This is a genomic window from Pseudomonas sp. FSL R10-0399 (assembly GCF_009600165.1).
In the GTDB taxonomy this organism is placed as follows: Bacteria; Pseudomonadota; Gammaproteobacteria; order Pseudomonadales; family Pseudomonadaceae; genus Aquipseudomonas; species Aquipseudomonas helleri.
Window position 1 is genome coordinate 21,168 of the sequence record NZ_WIWK01000015.1, and the last position, 14,884, is coordinate 36,051.

The 14,884-nt window shown below is 59.0% G+C and carries 16 protein-coding genes; 6 read left to right on the plus strand and 10 right to left on the minus strand.

All coding sequences use genetic code 11. The features are described 5' to 3' along the window. Position 1: 1 nt before the first annotated feature. Positions 2-772 carry an imidazole glycerol phosphate synthase subunit HisF gene (hisF, locus tag GHO41_RS06710; protein ID WP_048388931.1) on the plus strand — a complete coding sequence of 257 codons (771 nt, stop codon included), beginning with the start codon at positions 2-4 and terminating at the stop codon, positions 770-772. Between the two features lie 136 nt (positions 773-908). Continuing rightward, positions 909-1,664, plus strand: a complete 756-nt coding sequence (locus tag GHO41_RS06715) for an ABC transporter substrate-binding protein (protein WP_153433224.1) — start codon at positions 909-911, stop codon at positions 1,662-1,664. A gap of 71 nt (positions 1,665-1,735) precedes the next feature. Here GHO41_RS06715 and GHO41_RS06720 read toward each other — a convergent pair whose 3' ends face one another. The 4 genes from GHO41_RS06720 to gpmI all read right to left on the minus strand — a co-directional run bounded on the left by GHO41_RS06720 (position 1,736) and on the right by gpmI (position 6,903). Then, on the minus strand, positions 1,736-2,518 hold the full coding sequence (locus GHO41_RS06720; protein ID WP_371928860.1) for a divergent polysaccharide deacetylase family protein: 783 nt from the start codon (positions 2,516-2,518) through the stop codon (positions 1,736-1,738). Positions 2,519-2,520: 2 nt separating this feature from the next. Further along, the gene (locus GHO41_RS06725; RefSeq protein ID WP_153433225.1) at positions 2,521-3,834 is read right to left on the minus strand and encodes a S41 family peptidase; all 1,314 of its coding nucleotides are present in this window, start codon (positions 3,832-3,834) and stop codon (positions 2,521-2,523) included. 36 nt (positions 3,835-3,870) lie between these two features. After that, positions 3,871-5,157, minus strand: a complete 1,287-nt coding sequence (locus GHO41_RS06730) for a murein hydrolase activator EnvC (protein ID WP_048366787.1) — start codon at positions 5,155-5,157, stop codon at positions 3,871-3,873. A gap of 210 nt (positions 5,158-5,367) precedes the next feature. After that, entirely contained in the window at positions 5,368-6,903 is a 1,536-nt protein-coding gene (gene gpmI, locus GHO41_RS06735) for a 2,3-bisphosphoglycerate-independent phosphoglycerate mutase (protein ID WP_153328082.1), read from the minus strand. A 147-nt stretch (positions 6,904-7,050) separates the two neighbouring features. Here gpmI and GHO41_RS06740 point away from each other — a divergent pair, with 147 nt between their 5' ends. The 3 genes from GHO41_RS06740 to secB are packed head-to-tail and all read left to right on the plus strand — an operon-like array spanning position 7,051 to position 8,247. Beyond that, entirely contained in the window at positions 7,051-7,464 is a 414-nt protein-coding gene (locus GHO41_RS06740) for a rhodanese-like domain-containing protein (RefSeq protein WP_048366785.1), read from the plus strand. A gap of 2 nt (positions 7,465-7,466) precedes the next feature. Next, positions 7,467-7,721, plus strand: coding sequence for a glutaredoxin 3 (gene grxC, locus GHO41_RS06745; protein ID WP_153433226.1), 255 nt, complete (start codon positions 7,467-7,469; stop codon positions 7,719-7,721). A 40-nt stretch (positions 7,722-7,761) separates the two neighbouring features. Then, a complete protein-coding gene (gene secB / locus GHO41_RS06750) occupies positions 7,762-8,247 on the plus strand; it encodes a protein-export chaperone SecB (RefSeq protein ID WP_048366783.1) in 486 nt (161 codons plus the stop codon). Between the two features lie 67 nt (positions 8,248-8,314). Here the strand turns inward: secB and trmL are convergent, their stop codons facing one another. Beyond that, entirely contained in the window at positions 8,315-8,770 is a 456-nt protein-coding gene (gene trmL / locus GHO41_RS06755) for a tRNA (uridine(34)/cytosine(34)/5-carboxymethylaminomethyluridine(34)-2'-O)-methyltransferase TrmL (protein ID WP_048366782.1), read from the minus strand. Here trmL and GHO41_RS06760 point away from each other — a divergent pair. Further along, positions 8,769-9,206 (plus strand): hypothetical protein, encoded by a 438-nt coding sequence (locus tag GHO41_RS06760; protein ID WP_153374007.1) that lies wholly within the window; start codon positions 8,769-8,771, stop codon positions 9,204-9,206. The two genes, trmL and GHO41_RS06760, sit on opposite strands and share 2 nt — an antisense overlap. A 502-nt stretch (positions 9,207-9,708) precedes the next feature. On the opposite strand, the gene ntrC is transcribed toward GHO41_RS06760, so the two are convergent. The 5 genes from ntrC to glnA form a co-directional block, all read right to left on the minus strand. Then, on the minus strand, positions 9,709-11,142 hold the full coding sequence (gene ntrC, locus GHO41_RS06765; protein ID WP_048366780.1) for a nitrogen regulation protein NR(I): 1,434 nt from the start codon (positions 11,140-11,142) through the stop codon (positions 9,709-9,711). Beyond that, positions 11,139-12,224, minus strand: coding sequence for a nitrogen regulation protein NR(II) (gene glnL / locus GHO41_RS06770; RefSeq protein WP_048386461.1), 1,086 nt, complete (start codon positions 12,222-12,224; stop codon positions 11,139-11,141). Before glnL ends, ntrC begins: the two co-directional genes overlap by 4 nt. 224 nt (positions 12,225-12,448) lie before the next feature. Further along, on the minus strand, positions 12,449-12,784 hold the full coding sequence (locus tag GHO41_RS30660; protein ID WP_153390713.1) for a DUF4124 domain-containing protein: 336 nt from the start codon (positions 12,782-12,784) through the stop codon (positions 12,449-12,451). Beyond that, a complete protein-coding gene (locus tag GHO41_RS06780) occupies positions 12,750-13,169 on the minus strand; it encodes a cupin domain-containing protein (protein ID WP_048366778.1) in 420 nt (139 codons plus the stop codon). Before GHO41_RS06780 ends, GHO41_RS30660 begins: the two co-directional genes overlap by 35 nt. Positions 13,170-13,342: 173 nt before the next feature. Further along, positions 13,343-14,749: a type I glutamate--ammonia ligase gene (glnA, locus tag GHO41_RS06785; protein WP_048366777.1), complete on the minus strand. Its 1,407-nt coding sequence runs from the start codon at positions 14,747-14,749 to the stop codon at positions 13,343-13,345. Between the last annotated feature and the right edge of the window lie 135 nt (positions 14,750-14,884).

A 14,884-nucleotide genomic window follows, 5' to 3' on the forward strand; every position in this document is an offset into this window, starting at 1 on the left:
CATGGCGCTGGCCAAACGCATCATCCCTTGCCTGGACGTGGATAACGGCCGGGTTGTGAAGGGCGTTAAATTTGAGAACATCCGCGATGCGGGTGACCCGGTCGAGATCGCCCGTCGCTATGACGAGCAAGGGGCTGACGAGATTACCTTTCTCGACATCACCGCCAGCGTCGATGGCCGCGACACCACGCTGCATACCGTTGAGCGCATGGCCAGCCAGGTATTTATCCCGCTGACCGTGGGCGGCGGCGTGCGCTGCATTCAAGACATTCGCAACCTGCTCAATGCCGGTGCCGACAAGGTGTCGATCAACACGGCGGCGGTGTTCAACCCGGAGTTTGTGGGCGAAGCCGCGCAGCATTTCGGCTCGCAGTGCATCGTGGTCGCCATTGATGCGAAAAAAGTCTCGCAGCCGGGTGAAACCCCGCGTTGGGAAATCTTCACCCACGGCGGGCGCAAGCCGACCGGGCTCGACGCGGTCGAGTGGGCGATGAAGATGGAAGGCTTGGGCGCCGGTGAGATCCTGCTGACCAGCATGGATCAGGACGGCATGAAAAGCGGTTTCGACCTGGGTGTGACCCGTGCCATCAGCGACGCGTTGGGCATTCCGGTCATCGCCTCCGGGGGCGTCGGCAACCTGCAGCATTTGGCCGATGGCATTCTGGAAGGCCACGCCAGTGCCGTGCTGGCCGCCAGTATTTTCCACTTCGGCGAATACACCGTGCCTGAGGCCAAGGCCTATATGGCCGAGCGTGGGATTGTGGTGCGCTAACAGCCTGGCCCTTCAGCGCCCGCAATGGGCGCTGATGCTTCATCGTTTTACCCAATCCGGCCTCACGTCCAAAGGCTACTGGACAGCATGGCAAGCCCACGGCACTCTTTGCACACCATGGATTTGGGTAAACGTTATGTTTAAGCGTCTTTGTCTCTTGCTTGCCAGTTGCACGATGTTGCTGGTGAGTAGTGTGTTTGCGGCCCCGGCCGAGCGGCCATCGCTGGTGCTGCTGACTGAAAATTTCCCGCCTTACAACATGGCCAAAAACGGCAAGAACTTTGCGCAGAACCAGAATCTTGAAGGCATTGCCGTCGATATTCTGCGTGAAACGTTCGAGCGTGCAGGCGTCGACTACAGCATGACCTTGCGCTTCCCATGGCAGCGTATCTACAACCTGGCGATGGATAACCCCAATTACGGCGTGTTTGTGACGGCGCGGGTGCCTGAGCGTGAACACCTGTTCAAGTGGGTCGGCCCGCTAGGCCCGGACGACTGGGTGCTGCTGGCGCGGGCCAATAGCCCTATTCAACTGACCACGCTTGAGCAAGCGCGGGCCTATCGAATAGGCGCTTACAAGGACGATGTGATCGCCATGTTCCTGGAGAAGCAGGGCTACGCGCCGGTGATTGTGTTACGCGATCAGGACAACGCCAGAAAGCTGCAGGCCGGTCACATCGACCTGTGGGCCACGGGTGATCCGGCGGGGCAGTTTTTGGCCCGGCAAGTGGGTATTTCAGGGTTCAAGACGGTGCTGCGGTTTAATCAGGCTGAGCTGTTTCTGGCGTTGAACAAGCAAGTGCCCGATGCCGTGGTCAGCAAATTGCAGGCCGCGCTGGATCAGCTCAAGGCTGAAGGTGTGCTGGACAAAATCCGCGCCCGCTACCTCTGACCCAACTTCTGCCTCGCGATCTTTTGATCGTTTAAAAGATCGCGAGGCAAGCTCGCTCCTACAGGGGTCTTTTAGCGATAAATCCCATTTTTGCCATGCGCGTCCATCGCCTGATTGCTGCGCACGCCGATCATTTGTTTGATGTCGATCCAGTCGATGCCCTGGGCTTTGAGCGTGGGCAGTTCGCGTTCGAGTACGGCTAGGGTTTGTGGGTAGGGGTGGCCGATCATGACCACCGAGCCGTGGCTGCGTGCGTGTTTGATCGCGGTATTAAGCTGCTGGGTGATGGCGTCTTCGGTGCGCACATTGTCCAGGAACACGTCCCGCGACACGCTGGCCAGGCCGATCTTTTGCGCCTCGGCCGCGGCAACCGTTTTGGCGCTGGTGCGGCTGTCGACGAAGAATTTGTGCCGCTGTTGCAACTCGCCCATCAACCAGGCCATCGCCTGCGGCTGAGCGGTCATGCGGCTGCCTTCATGGTTGTTGATGCCGCTGGTGTAGGGCACGGCTTTGAATGCCGCATCCAGGCGTTTGGCCAGTTCCTCCAGAGGCAGGTCAGGGTGCCAGGCAAACGGCCCCGTGGCCGGGTCCATTGGCATGTGCAGAATGACGATTTTGCCCGCCTTGTGCGCCTCGCGGGCAAATTCAGCGGCGTGCGGGGTGTCGGGCATGATTGCCGTGGTCACCGGCCCCGGAAAGGCCAGAACACGCCGATCACGGGGCAGGTTTTGCCCCAGGTCGTCGATGATCAGGGTCAGGTAAGCCTTGCGCGGTGCCTCGGGGTTGCTGGCAGGCGCCGCGTTGGCGGCGCCGCTCAGGCAGCAGAGCAGGGCGATGACAGACCAGAAGCGCACCGTTAATTGCCGCGCGTGATGCTCAAGCCTTTGAGCAGGCTCAAGGCCTGGCTCAACTGGTAGTCATCGTCTTGCGGCATGGGTTTGGCTTTGGTGCCGGAGCCGGTCGGTTTGTCTGCACCGCCGTTGCCGTTGCCGAGGTGACCTTGCAGGTCTGCCTCTTTGTAGTACTCGTTGTCTTGCTCGCGGGTGATCTTGGCGCGGTTGACTTCGATGTCCGGCACGATGCCCTGGGCCTGAATCGAGCGCCCGTTCGGGGTGTAGTACAGCGCGGTAGTAATTTTCAGTGCGCGGTCGTTGTTCAGTGGCAAGACGGTCTGCACCGAGCCTTTGCCGAAGCTTGGCGTGCCCATGACCACGCCACGCTTTTGATCCTGCAGGGCGCCGGCGACGATTTCGGATGCCGAAGCGCTGCCGCCGTTGATCAGCACTACCAGCGGCACCGCTTCGCTCAAGTCTTTGCCGGTGGCCGAGAAGCGCAGTTCGGAGTTTGGCAGGCGGCCTTTGGTGTACACGATCAGGCCTTTTTTGATGAAGTGGTCGACCACTTCAACGGCCGATTGCAGCACGCCGCCCGGGTTGTTACGCAGGTCAAGGATGATGCCCTTGAGCTTCTTGTTGCCGTTTTCTTTGCGCAGTTTGGCCAGCGCCGCGGCGACTTCTTCGCCGGTCTTGACCTGGAACTGGGTAATGCGGATGTAGCCGTAGCCGTCTTCGAGCAGTTGTGCCTTGACGCTCTTGACCTGGATATTGGCGCGGGTCAGCGTCACGTCGAACGGCGCGCCGCCATTGCGGACCAGGGTCAGGGTGATTTTCTGGCCGACCTTGCCGCGCATTTTGTCCACGGCTTCGGTCATGGTCAGGCCGTTGGTAGGCTGGCCATTGATCTTGACGATGAAGTCGCCCGCCTGGATGCCGGCCTTGCTGGCGGGGGTGTCATCGATTGGCGAGACGATTTTGATATTGCCGTCTTCCGAACCGACTTCGATGCCCAGGCCGCCGAACTCGCCGCTGGTGCTTTCTTGCAGCTCGGCGAAGTCTTCGGGGCCCAGATACGCAGAGTGCGGGTCAAGGTTGCTGAGCATGCCCTTGATGGCGTTCTCCAGCAGGGTCTTGTCGTCTACCGGTTCAACATACGCAGCCTTGATGCGGTCCATGACCTCGGCAAATGTACGCAGCTCTTCCAGCGGCAGCGGTGCCTTGGCGCTGGCAGCGGCCGCAGGCTGGGCGACTGGCTGGGCAGCAAACACCAGGGGTGATCCAATCACCAGAGCGATCGTCAGGGCCAGCGAGTTGAGGCGGGACAAGTGCGGCATGTTGAACGAACTCCTACGTATTAAAGGTGATGGCACTCATCCTTGAGTGCGGCACCATTGTGCAGGGTCGCTGGGGCGGCCCTGCTGACGAATAGCAAAGTACAGCGCTGGTGTGGCTTGCCCACCGCTGTTGCCCACGGTGGAGATCACATCGCCAGCTTTTACAATGTCTCCAGCAGACTTAAGCAGGGTCTGATTGTGGCCATACAAGCTTAAGTAACCGTTACCGTGGTCCAGAATGACCAGTTGCCCGGCGCCGCGTAGCCAGTCGGCAAACACCACCCGACCGCCGTGCACCGCGTGCACCTGGGTGCCCGCATTGGCGCTGATCATCACCCCGTCCCACTTGGCACGGGCGTCATCGCCACGGCTTTCACCGAAGCGGGCAAGCAATCGACCATCAACCGGCCAAGGAAGTTTGCCCCGTGCCTGAGAAAAAGGTCCGCCATAAGAGACGCCCGCACTTGAAACCAAGGCACCTGGGGTGGACTTGACCACTTTGCGCGGGGCGTCGGTAGCCACCGATTCAGCCTCACGCTGGCGTTTCTTTTCGGCTTCTTGCTGCGCGATCAAGGCTTTTTGCCGCGCCTCTTCGGCTTCGCGGGCCTGACGGGCGAGGGTTTCTTCAATGGTCTTGAGGACTTTAGCCAGATCTGCCTGATCCTGCTCGCGAGCTTGTAACTTTTGATCGCGGTTTTTGACGTCGGCGTTGATCTTGGCCAGCACTTGCTGGCGGTCAGCGCGGACTTTGTCGAGTTCGGCGCGCTGGCTGTCCAGGCTGCTTTTTTGTGTCAGCAGTTGTGCCTGTTGGGTGTTGATGTCGGATTCGACATTGGCCAACTGGCGCAGGGTTTCGTTAAACCCTTTGAGCTGGGCCAGACGGGCCTGGCTCAGGTAATCGTAATAGGTGAGCGTTCGGGCGAACTTCTCGGGGTTCTGCTGGTTAAGCAGCAGTTTGAGGTATTCCTGACGGCCACCTTGATACGCGGCCCGGGCTTGAATGGCGATCAGACGTTGCTGTTCAACTTTTGCGCTGTTGAGTTTTTTCTTCTCACTATCAAGGCGCAGCAACTCGCCTTCACTCTTTTTTAGTTCTTGTTGCAGGGCCTCCACCTGCTTTTCCAGCTTGCCGATTTCAGTTTCGGTGCTGCGCAGGTCTTTTTGTGCTCCGGATTTTTCTTCCTGGAGCTTGCCGAGGAGCTTTTTCAGCTCGCCGATGTCCTGACGCGTGGCTTCCAGCTGCTGTTGAGTTTGCGCGCGCTCGTCGGCAAACGCCGGTTGGAGCAGGCATGTGAGGGTCAGAGCTATAAGGGCGCGAAGCATGGGGCGGGCGACACCTGGAGGAACGGGACGGCCTAGTATGCCCGCCAACGTTGTCTATAAGGAATGGATGAAGGTGAAATTGTGGCCTGAATCCGGTGTGCTCAGAACGTTGTAGTCGCTGCCGCAGGCTGCGATAAGGGCCGAAGGCCCTTCAATAAAGCAGGGCCGCTGTGCGCCCCATCGCAGCCTGCGGCAGCGACTACAAGGCGTTTACGCGTCGACCAGGATGCTGGTGCCGGTCATTTCTTTGGGCTGTGGCAGGCCCAGCAGCTTGAGCATGGTCGGTGCGACGTCAGCCAATACACCGCCTTCGCGGACTTTAAGCGCACGCTTGCCAACGTAGATGAACGGTACGGGTTCGCAGGTGTGGGCGGTGTGCGCCTGACCAGTAGACTCGTCTTCCATCTGTTCAACGTTGCCGTGGTCAGCGGTGATCAGCGCTTCGCCGCCCACCTTGTCCAGCGCTTCAACGATACGGCCCACGCAGGCGTCCAGGCATTCAACGGCTTTGACGGCGGCATCGAACACACCGCTGTGGCCGACCATGTCGCCGTTGGCGTAGTTGACCACGATCACGTCGTAACGCTGGTGCTCGATGGCATCGACGATTTTGTCGGTGACTTCAGGCGCGCTCATTTCTGGCTGCAGGTCGTAGGTCGCGACTTTCGGCGACGGCACCAAAATGCGCTCTTCACCCGGGAACGGCTCTTCGCGGCCGCCCGAGAAGAAGAACGTCACGTGGGCGTATTTTTCGGTTTCGGCAATGCGCAACTGGGTCTTGCCGTTTTTTGCCAGGTAATCGCCGAGCACGTTTTCCAGGCTGCCCGGTGCGAAAGCGCTCGGTGCCGGGATGCTGGCCGCGTATTGGGTCAGCATGACGAAGCCGGCCAGTTTCGGCTGGCGTGCACGTTCGAATTCCTTGAAGCCGTCTTCCACAAACACGCGGGTCAGCTCACGGGCGCGGTCGGCACGGAAGTTCATGAAGACCACGGCGTCGCCGTCTTCAACGGTCACTGGCTCACCAATGGTGGTGGCTTTGACGAACTCATCGCTTTCGCCGCGGGCGTACGCGGCTTCAAGGCCTTCTTGCGCGGTGGCAGCGTTGAACTCACCTTTGCCGTCGACGATCAGGTTATAGGCTTGCGCCACACGGTCCCAACGGTTGTCGCGGTCCATGGCGAAGTAACGGCCAATCAGGCTGGCGATACGGCCTTTGCCGAGGGTTTTGAAGGCCTCGTCCAGCAGCTCGATCGACGATGCAGCGCTTTTAGGCGGCGTGTCGCGGCCATCCAGGAAGGCGTGCAGGTAGATTTTTTCAGCGCCGCGTTTAACGGCCAGCTCGGCCATCGCGATCAAGTGGTCCTGATGGCTGTGAACACCGCCATCCGACAGCAGGCCCATGATGTGCACGGCCTTGCCCGCGCCAACGGCTTTGTCTACCGCTGCGCAAATGGTCGGGTTCTCGAAGAACTCGCCGTCGCGGATCGACTTGGTGACGCGGGTGAAATCCTGATAAACCACGCGCCCGGCGCCGAGGTTCATGTGGCCGACCTCGGAGTTACCCATTTGGCCGTCCGGCAGCCCCACATCCATGCCCGAACCTGAGATTAGGCCGTTTGGCATGCTGGCGGTAAGGCGATCAAGCACAGGTTTTTTGGCTGAATAGACGGCGTTGTAATCGTGACTTTCACTGTGACCGAAGCCATCCAGGATGATCAGGATCAGAGGTTTAGGCGTGGTAGTCATAGATCCCACTCGTGGCGTGGTTAATAGAAGTATCAAGAAGATGCGCAGTTTAAAGCGAAGTTCATGTGGCGTCACCGCCGGGCGGGGTTTGGCGGGCCATGGTGCCTGTGTATACTGGCCCACATTTTCACGCCCTGGAACCTTCTGATGGTTGATCACCTGATTGCATTTGCCACTTCTCACTACCTGCTTGTAGGCGCGTTTGTCATCTTGTTGGCGTTGTTGATCGCCCATGAGGTGAGCCGCGGCGGCCGCAGCGTCAGCACCGGCGAACTGACCGGCCTGGTCAATCGCGACGAAGGCGTGGTGATTGATATTCGCCCGGCCAAAGACTTTGCTGCCGGCCACATTGTGGGTGCGCTGAACATTCCGCAAGACAAACTGATGGCGCGCATTGCCGAACTGGACAAGCACAAGGGCAAGACCCTGATCCTGGTGGATGCGGCTGGTCAACACTCCGGCACGCACGCCCGCGAACTGCTCAAGGCCGGCTACAACGCCGCCAAGCTGTCCGGTGGTATTGCGACCTGGCGTGCAGATAACCTCCCAGTGGTGAAGTAACTATGTCCAAGGTCATCGTATATTCCAGCGACTATTGCCCTTACTGCATGCGAGCCAAGGCTTTGCTGGAGAAAAAGGGTATTGCCTTCGAAGAAATCAAAGTCGACGGCAAGCCTCAAGTTCGTGCAGAAATGACCCAAAAGGCAGGTCGTACTTCCGTTCCGCAAATCTGGATCGGCGACCGGCATGTGGGTGGATGCGATGACCTGTTTGCGCTCGAACGCGCAGGTAAATTGGATGCGCTGCTGAACGTCTGACTCTCATTCTCTAAAGCCCCAAGATGATCAAGGATCTGTGATGACTGACCAACAGAACACCGCTGCTGTTAGCGACGAAGACACTGCTCCACAATTCTCCCTGCAGCGTATTTACGTACGTGACCTGTCGTTTGAAGCGCCGAAAAGCCCGGCCATCTTCCGTCAGCAGTGGGAGCCGAGCGTTGCTTTGGACCTCAACACCCGCCAAAAGCCACTGGAAGGCGACTTCTTTGAAGTGGTTCTGACCTTGTCGGTCACCGTGAAAAACGCTGAAGAAGTGGCGTTTATTGCTGAAGTTCAGCAGGCTGGCATCTTCCTGATCAAAAACCTTGATCAAGCTTCGATGAGCCACACCCTGGGCGCGTTCTGCCCGAACCTGCTGTTCCCGTATGCCCGCGAAACTCTGGACAGCCTGGTTGTTCGTGGTTCGTTCCCGGCGTTGATGCTGGCTCCGGTGAACTTCGATGCTCTGTACGCCCAAGAGCTGCAGCGCATGCAAGAAGAAGGCAGCGCGACTGTTCAGTAAACAGCGCCCCGCCCATAAAAAAAGCGCCTGAATGGCGCTTTTTTTATGGGTAACGTTGTATCCGCGGTTACTTAAACCCCAACTGGCGCCAGGCTTCGTAAACGGCCACAGCCACGGTGTTGGACAGGTTCAAGCTGCGGCAGCCTTCGCGCATGGGCAGGCGCAGGCGGTGATCGCTGTCTTGCGCGTCGAGCACCTCAGGCGGCAGGCCACGGCTTTCAGGGCCGAAGATAAAGGCATCGCCTTCAGCAAACTGCACATCGTGGAACGGCCGCGAGCCTTTGGTGGTAAAAGCGAACAGGCGCGGATGGCCCAGGCTTTCCAGGCAACTGGCCAGGTCGGCATGGCGCTTGAGCGGCGCGTATTCGTGATAATCCAGGCCTGCCCGGCGCAGGCGCTTGTCGTCCAGCTCAAAACCGATAGGCTCGATCAAGTGCAGGTGGCAGCCGCTGTTGGCGCAGAGCCTGATAATGTTGCCGGTATTCGGCGGAATTTCTGGTTGAAAAAGGATGACGTGAAACATGCACGGCTCCGAATATAAAGATGGGCAGCATTCTACGCCTGAAGAGGACCCAAGGCCGAAACTATGGCCAAGGGTTTTAGGTTCTTTAGCGATAGTCGGTGTGATGGTCGGGATGATGATCGGCCGTTTGACGATGCCTGAGCCGACTGAGCTGCAGCAGATAGAGGTCCAGCCGCAGGGGTTGGTGGTGTGGTTTAACCACGAGCCCAAGCTGCACGGCGAATGGGTAGACGGCACCCTCGGGCTGTTATTCGCGGCCAAGGCCCAGCCGCAAAACGGCCAGCTTAAGGTGAACGGTAGGGATGTGAACTGGCGGGTGAGTCGCACCGATGCGGGCGTGATGTTGACCCTGGTTGCGGCCCGCGCCTTGAAGGGCGACTGGGCCGGTGCGCCGCAGGATGGGCGCTGGCGGCTGCAGGTGAACCTGCAAGAGTAATAAAAGAGGGAGTCCCGGCCTGCCTGTACCAGGATCCCCAAAAGCGTTGAACGCGTTGATGCCGGTGGCATCAAGGCTGCGGTGTAAAAGAAGGGAGTCCCGGCCTGCCTGTACCAGGTTCCCTAAAAGCGTTGTGCGCGTTGATGCAGATGGCATCAAGGCTGCGGTGTAAAAGTGGGGAGTCCTGGCCTGCCTGTACCAAGGTCCCCTAAACCGGTGTTGCTTAGGTAACAGGGTTATTGCAGGGCGCGTGCCAGTTTTGTTTTTTGGCTGTTATTTTCTTTGCATAGACGCAAAAGCCCCGTAATCCGGGGCTTTTGTGTGTAAGGCGGGTGTGTTGAGTGCCGCAGGTTAGAGGCGTTGGGGTGTGCAGTGCACAGAAGTGGGGCGAGATGCATACCAGTGGTGCGGCGTCCGCAAACGTGTAGGAGCGAGCTTGCCTCGCGATCTTTTGATCGTTTAAAAGATCGCGAGGCAAGCTCGCTCCTACATTAAACGGCGTTTAAGCGTCGTCGCCGTCATCCTCGTCGCCGTCGATTTTCATGCCCAGCTCTTTGATCTTACGGGTCAGGGTGTTGCGGCCCCAGCCCAGCAACACGGCGGCATCGCGGCGGCGGCCAGCGGTGTGTTTGAGGGCTGTCTCGATCATGATGCGTTCAAAGGTCGGCACCGCGCTGTCGAGCAGGCTCGACTGGCCACGGCCCAGCGCCTGATCGGCCCATTGACGCAACGCTTGCTCCCAGTTGGTCACCGGCGACGCGTCTTGATGCAGGTTCAGCAACTCGGGGGGCAAGTCGCTGATGTGCACTTCGCGGCCCGAAGCCATTACCGTGATCCAGCGGCAGGTGTTTTCGAGCTGGCGCACGTTGCCTGGCCACGGCAGGTTGCGCAGGTATTGCTCGGTTTCGGCTTTCAGCAGTTTTGGCTCGACCGACAGCTCTTGCGCCGCGCTGCTGAGAAAGTGCCGCGCCAGTGTCGGGATGTCTTCGCGACGATCTGACAAACGCGGAATATGGATGCGGATGACGTTCAGGCGGTGGAACAAGTCTTCACGGAACTTGCCGGCCTGCACCAGGGTTTCGAGGTTTTGGTGGGTCGCCGCAATGATGCGCACGTCGACCTTGACCGGAATATGCCCGCCCACCCGGTAGAACTCGCCATCGGCCAGCACGCGCAGCAGGCGCGTCTGGGTGTCGGCTGGCATGTCGCCGATTTCGTCGAGGAACAATGTACCGCCGTCGGCTTGTTCAAAGCGCCCGCGTCGCAGGTTGGCGGCACCCGTAAAGGCGCCTTTTTCGTGGCCGAACAGCTCGGACTCCATCAGGTCCTTGGGGATCGCCGCCATGTTCAACGCAATAAAGGGCGAGGCGGCCCGTGGGCTGTGGCGATGCAGGGCATGGGCCACCAGCTCTTTACCGGTGCCGGATTCGCCGTTGATCAGCACGGTGATGTTGGAGTGGCTGAGGCGACCAATGGCGCGAAACACCTCCTGCATCGCCGGCGCTTCGCCAATGATCTCGGGGGTGGGGGCTGCTGCAGGCGCCACGGCCAGGCCTTGCTGCTCTTGGGCGTGCTGGTTGGCACGCTTGACCAGCGACACGGCCTCGTCAACGTCAAACGGCTTGGGCAGGTATTCAAACGCGCCGCCCTGATATGAGGCGACAGCGCTGTCCAGGTCGGAATGAGCGGTCATGATGATTACTGGCAGGCGCGGGTGCTGTGCGCGGATCTTTGCCAGCAGGTCGAGGCCGCTGGCGCCCGGCATGCGGATGTCAGAAATGATCACGTCCGGCTGCTGGCGAGCCAGACGGCTCATTACCCCATCGGCGCTGTCGAAGCTCTGCGTGGTCATGCCTTCCTGTTGCAAGGCTTTTTCCAGGACCCAACGGATTGAACGGTCGTCGTCGACGATCCACACGGTTTCACTTCGGCTCATGTCGATGCGGCTCCTTGTTCCAGTGGTAGAAAGATCGAGAAGAGTGTGTGGCCAGGCTGGCTTTCACACTCGATCAATCCCTGGTGCTGACTAATGATGTTCTGGGTGATGGCAAGGCCCAGCCCGGTGCCATCCGGGCGTCCGCTTACCATCGGAAAGAAGAGGGTGTCTTGCAGCTCAGGCGGGATGCCAGGGCCGTTGTCGATGATTTCAATTTTGGTCACCAGCCGGTGGCGCACATGGCCGATGGTGAACTGGCGCATGGCCCGGGTACGCAAGGTGATGCGGCCCAAACGCAGCTCGTTTTGGGCGCTGATGGCCTGCATCGCGTTGCGCACAATATTGAGCACGGCCTGGATCATTTGTTCACGGTCGATCAACAGGTCAGGCAGGCTCGGGTCGTAATCGCGCACCAGCGTGATGTCGCCCTGGGTCTCGGCTTCGACCAGATTGCACACGCGTTCGAGCACTTCGTGCACGTTGGTCATGGCCAGCGACGGCAGCTTGTTGGAGCCCAGCATGCGGTCCACCAGGTTACGCAGGCGGTCGGCTTCTTCGATGATGACGTTGGTGTAATCACGCAGGTTTTCATCGGGCAACTGGCGCGCCAACAGTTGCGCCGCGCCGCGAATACCGCCCAGCGGGTTTTTGATTTCGTGAGCCAGGCCGCGCACCAGCATCTTGCTGGTTTCTTGCTTGGACAACTGCGCTTCCTCTTTGGTGATGCGCAGCAGCCGGTCCCTTGGGTGCACTTCGAGCAGCAGCATGGTGCCTGCGGTGCTCAAGATTGGCGTGACCGCGTAATCGACGGTCAGGGTCTGGCCGGTGGCAGAGGTCAGCAGCGCTTCGCGTTTGGTAAACGGGTGCGCTTGCTCAACCGCCAGACGCAGCGATTGCAGGGCCTCGGTGGTCTCGGTGAACAGTTCGCTGATGAATTGCCCATGGCTGCGCTGACCGCTGATGGCCAGCAGCATTTCCGCCGCCGGGTTCATGTACTCAAGACGCAGAGCATCATTGAGCAACAACGTGGCGGTGGTCAGGTTGTCGAGTAACAGTCGGTGCAGGGCATCACTGATGGTCATGGGCCGATCCCGGATTGCGTGCGCGGGTGAGGCGCTGGTGCAAGGAAAATGCAAAAAACAAACCAAGGCTCCGAAAAGAAGCGCTAATTGCCTGAAATAAGGACTTGGAGGCCGTCTGGATCGCGTACCGGCTCGGTCAATGAGGCTTTTTGAACCAAAGTGGGCTGGTAACGGCGTCATCGTGCAGCTCTTGCACCAATATAGTGCAACTTGGCTGAATAGATTCAGTTTCTCTCAAAAGCGCCGATGTTCGGGTTTGCGGGGGGAGGAGGCGGGGGTGTGGCAGTTGGAAAACGATGGGCGGGTTCTTGCTCGGGCAGCAGGTGTTGTGGGTTGTCGACGGGGATAATTGCCACGGCAGGTTGGCGGTTAAGGGGTGCCAGTGTCATCGGTGTGTTGTTGGACGGCTCATGAGGTGTGTTGCTGTAGTGAGTCGTGCCGTGATCGTCGAGGTGTTTGTACACCTGCGCGCTCGCAGGCTGCGCGAGCACGCAGAGGCTTATAAAAAAGTAGCGCACCAGCCGATTACTGCGACAGTGGCATGCCCTTACCGCCCGCATAGAACACGATCAGCTCAACGGGCTGGTTACCGCTGGTTCCACGATGTTCTGTTTGCACCACTTCGGGCAACACCTGGCCGGGCTTGAGCAACAGTTTGTGTTTGCCGTCCCGGGTTTCTACAAATAGTTCGCCCGACAGCACGTAAGCCACGTTGGGCATGGGGTGCGTGTGCCAACCGAGTGCAGTGTTGGCCGGGATGATGATTTTGAGAACGGTGATTTCAGGCGGGCCAAGAGGATAGGGGGCGTAAGGTGCACCATCCCAGGATTCACTGGTTTTGATCAATTGCTCGACTGTGACGCCAGGGGTTTTGCTGGTGCATCCCAATAACGTCAGGCAGGCCAGTGATAGCAGCAGGGCTTTTATTTTAAGAGTGAGCGTCATGTCGGCGTCCGTAGGGTGAGTTGCCTAAAACTACAGATCGCGCTCTAAAGTCGCTGTCAGGCGCAGGAGATATGTTCTGCGAGTTTGCGCGTATTGCCGTAAGACGTTTCGCATAAAAAAGGCCTCCCGAAGGAGGCCTTTCACATCACGCCGCTAGCGCGGGTGAGTCTGGATTAGCAGCTGTAGTACAGCTCGTATTCCAGTGGGTGTACGAAGGTACGTACTTTGATTTCTTCTTCGCTTTTCAGGGCGATGTAAGCGTCGATGAAGTCGTCGCTGAAAACGCCGCCTTTGGTCAGGAACGCACGACCTTTGTCCAGCTCTTCCAGGGCTTCTTTCAGGCTGCCGCACACTTGTGGGATCTGCTTGGCTTCTTCTGGCGGCAGGTCATACAGGTTTTTGTCAGCAGCATCGCCAGGGTGGATCTTGTTCTGGATGCCGTCCAGGCCAGCCATCAGCAGTGCGGCGAAGCACAGGTACGGGTTGGCAGCCGGGTCCGGGAAACGTGCTTCGATACGGCGAGCCTTAGGGCTGGACACGTAAGGAATACGGATCGAAGCGGAGCGGTTACGCGCCGAGTAAGCCAGCATTACTGGGGCTTCGAAGCCTGGAACCAGACGCTTGTAAGAGTTGGTTGCCGGGTTGGTGAAGCCGTTCAGGGCCTTACCGTGCTTGATGATGCCGCCGATGAAGTACAGAGCGGTGTCGGACAGGCCGGCATAGCCTTCGCCTGCGAAGGTGTTCTTGCCATCTTTCCAGATGGACATGTGAACGTGCATGCCCGAGCCGTTATCGCCATACAGAGGCTTAGGCATGAAGGTCGCGGTGCGGCCGTATGCATCGGCAACGTTGTGCACGACGTACTTCAGGGTCTGGGTTTCGTCGGCTTTCTTCACCAGGGTGTTGAACTTGACGCCGATTTCGTTCTGGCCGGCAGTCGCCACTTCGTGGTGGTGAACTTCAACGGTCAGGCCCATTTCTTCCAGTGCGCTGCACATGGAGGTACGGATTTCGTGGTCGTGGTCGAACGGTGGCACCGGGAAGTAGCCGCCTTTAACGCCTGGACGGTGACCTTTGTTGCCGCCTTCGATGTCCTGGTCGGACATCCACGAACCTTGCTCGGAGTAGATTTTGAACATCGAGCCGGAAATGTCCGACTTGAATTTAACCGAGTCAAAGATGAAGAACTCTGGCTCCGGGCCAGCGAATACGGTGTCGCCGATGCCGGTCGCTTTCAGGTGCTCTTCAGCGCGCTTGGCGATTGCACGTGGGTCACGGTCGTAACCCTGCATGCTCGAAGGTTCGATGATGTCGCACACCAGGATCAGCGTAGGCTGCTCGGTGAACGGGTCCAGAACAGCCGTGCTGTCGTCTGGCAGCAGGATCATGTCGGACGCTTCGATGCCTTTCCAGCCAGCAATGGAGGAACCGTCGAACATTTTGCCGTCGGTGAAGAAGTCTTCGTCCAACGCATCACGGGCCGGCATGGTCACGTGATGTTGTGTGCCCTTGGTGTCAGTGAAGCGCAGATCAATCCATTTAACGTCATGATCTTTGATGAGTTGAACCGACTTCGACATAGTGTCCTCCGGGGTGGCTTAGGGCTGGTAGTGGAGTAGCCCTTTAAATGTGGTTGATGCCGGCGCGAATACTCGGCCAAGGCAACCTGCCTCACAAGGGAGCAAATTGCATGCCAGTGCCCCGACTTGCCCCAA

Bases quoted from the DNA above. Each gene is read 5' to 3' on its own strand.
- glnL (WP_048386461.1), bottom strand. From the start codon at position 12,224: ATGACCATCAGTGATGCCCTGCACCGACTGTTACTCGACAACCTGACC.
- GHO41_RS06730 (WP_048366787.1), bottom strand. From the start codon at position 5,157: ATGCTTCGCGCCCTTATAGCTCTGACCCTCACATGCCTGCTCCAACCG.
- secB (WP_048366783.1), top strand. From the start codon at position 7,762: ATGACTGACCAACAGAACACCGCTGCTGTTAGCGACGAAGACACTGCT.
- glnA (WP_048366777.1), bottom strand. From the start codon at position 14,749: ATGTCGAAGTCGGTTCAACTCATCAAAGATCATGACGTTAAATGGATT.
- ntrC (WP_048366780.1), bottom strand. From the start codon at position 11,142: ATGAGCCGAAGTGAAACCGTGTGGATCGTCGACGACGACCGTTCAATC.
- GHO41_RS06715 (WP_153433224.1), top strand. From the start codon at position 909: ATGTTTAAGCGTCTTTGTCTCTTGCTTGCCAGTTGCACGATGTTGCTG.
- GHO41_RS06780 (WP_048366778.1), bottom strand. From the start codon at position 13,169: ATGACGCTCACTCTTAAAATAAAAGCCCTGCTGCTATCACTGGCCTGC.
- grxC (WP_153433226.1), top strand. From the start codon at position 7,467: ATGTCCAAGGTCATCGTATATTCCAGCGACTATTGCCCTTACTGCATG.
- GHO41_RS06760 (WP_153374007.1), top strand. From the start codon at position 8,769: ATGCACGGCTCCGAATATAAAGATGGGCAGCATTCTACGCCTGAAGAG.
- trmL (WP_048366782.1), bottom strand. From the start codon at position 8,770: ATGTTTCACGTCATCCTTTTTCAACCAGAAATTCCGCCGAATACCGGC.
- GHO41_RS30660 (WP_153390713.1), bottom strand. From the start codon at position 12,784: ATGCGGGCGGTAAGGGCATGCCACTGTCGCAGTAATCGGCTGGTGCGC.
- GHO41_RS06725 (WP_153433225.1), bottom strand. From the start codon at position 3,834: ATGCCGCACTTGTCCCGCCTCAACTCGCTGGCCCTGACGATCGCTCTG.
- GHO41_RS06740 (WP_048366785.1), top strand. From the start codon at position 7,051: ATGGTTGATCACCTGATTGCATTTGCCACTTCTCACTACCTGCTTGTA.
- gpmI (WP_153328082.1), bottom strand. From the start codon at position 6,903: ATGACTACCACGCCTAAACCTCTGATCCTGATCATCCTGGATGGCTTC.
- hisF (WP_048388931.1), top strand. From the start codon at position 2: ATGGCGCTGGCCAAACGCATCATCCCTTGCCTGGACGTGGATAACGGC.